The 1,263-nt window shown below is 36.0% G+C and carries 2 protein-coding genes; one reads left to right on the top strand and one right to left on the bottom strand.

The genetic code is table 11. The annotated features are described in order from the left end of the window. Positions 1–576, top strand: a 576-nt coding sequence (locus tag ACYVRA_RS06565) for a hypothetical protein (RefSeq protein ID WP_461251947.1), incomplete at its 5' end; no start/stop codon positions are given. Positions 577–713: 137 nt separating this feature from the next. Here the strand turns inward: ACYVRA_RS06565 and ACYVRA_RS06560 are convergent. Next, positions 714–1,263: TIGR03936 family radical SAM-associated protein (locus ACYVRA_RS06560; protein ID WP_461251946.1), on the bottom strand; the 550-nt coding region annotated here is incomplete at its 5' end.

Below are 1,263 nucleotides of genomic sequence, written 5' to 3'. Positions count from 1 at the left end.
ATTGTTTACAGAATATATATCAGTAATCTGGACATCACTGTTACTGACATAATAAATAAAAATCCAAATATAACAAATTCAAATATATATAGGGATTACAACTATTTATATTCGTATACGGATCCTACAAACGCAACGTCAATTACATCATTAACCACTTTCAGCAACAGAGGTTTTTATGAGCTTGAGCTTGAGGGTATTGACATAAAAAATACAATTCTTTCTAAGGGCGGCGGAAAATTTACTATTCAATTTCCTAATTTCCAAGGTGACAAACCATTTATTGAATATAATGATAATAAATATAATCTTTTGCGCTCTGACGACGGAGGTAAATTTAGCCCCAAACCTGAAAATGATAAATATTTTCGTAATTCCGATGATTTAAAAAATTATACATACGCGACTTCGACAATTAACGCCGATGTATCAGGGCAGCAAAACGACGTTAATAATCAGACCCAAGCCTACGCTTCAATGTATATTGTAGCCGTAGGGCAGAATCCGGGAAATTTTACCAGATTATACGGCAAGCCTACGCATATCAATGTATTTTTACTGCCCCCGATGAATTAATCTTTCAAGGAAGAGAAGAATTTCACATAAAGATGATCACAAAGAAGGAAGGTAAAGCGGAAGTATACTTTTTAACTGTATACGGTACTATTCATAACGCGTATTCTGTCTACCATAATATATCCGCCATAGGGGGATCATTTTGGGTATAAAAAGCGGTATGCGTTAAAGTATGGTATCCATTGGTTTACATTCTCGTTTGTGATATTACGCGCTAGGACTTCGCTTCGCTTTAATGAAAACAATGATTCGCCGTTATTTAAACGAGTTTGTCTGTAAACCTTTTCTTCTTTTTGGCTAACGTAATCAATTCCGTCATTACGCGTATACGCGAAACCCCACAGTAACGATGACAATGAATGTTTTTTCATGCCGCTTTTTATTAAAAAAGATTCCGCTCTTTTAATGGCAAACCCATAAGGCAAATTGCCGTTTAAATCCGTAACAAAGTTTTCTGTTGATATTTCTTCTGAAAAATCCACGGCGGCTATTTCGCAATCCGCGCTTATGCCTATTGATAACGGAGACGCAAATTCCATTTTTATCAGAGGGTTAAATCCCTTTGTATACATTACTGAAATATCGGCTCTCCTGAACGACATGGAAAAAATCTCTATAAGGCTTAAATGACCGTGAAATACAGCGCTGCCTTCCTTGCTGAAACTGAACAATACCCTGTATATTGAC

The organism is Treponema sp. R8-4-B8, assembly GCF_054786175.1.
This window is presented reverse-complemented; position numbering and strand designations above follow the sequence as displayed.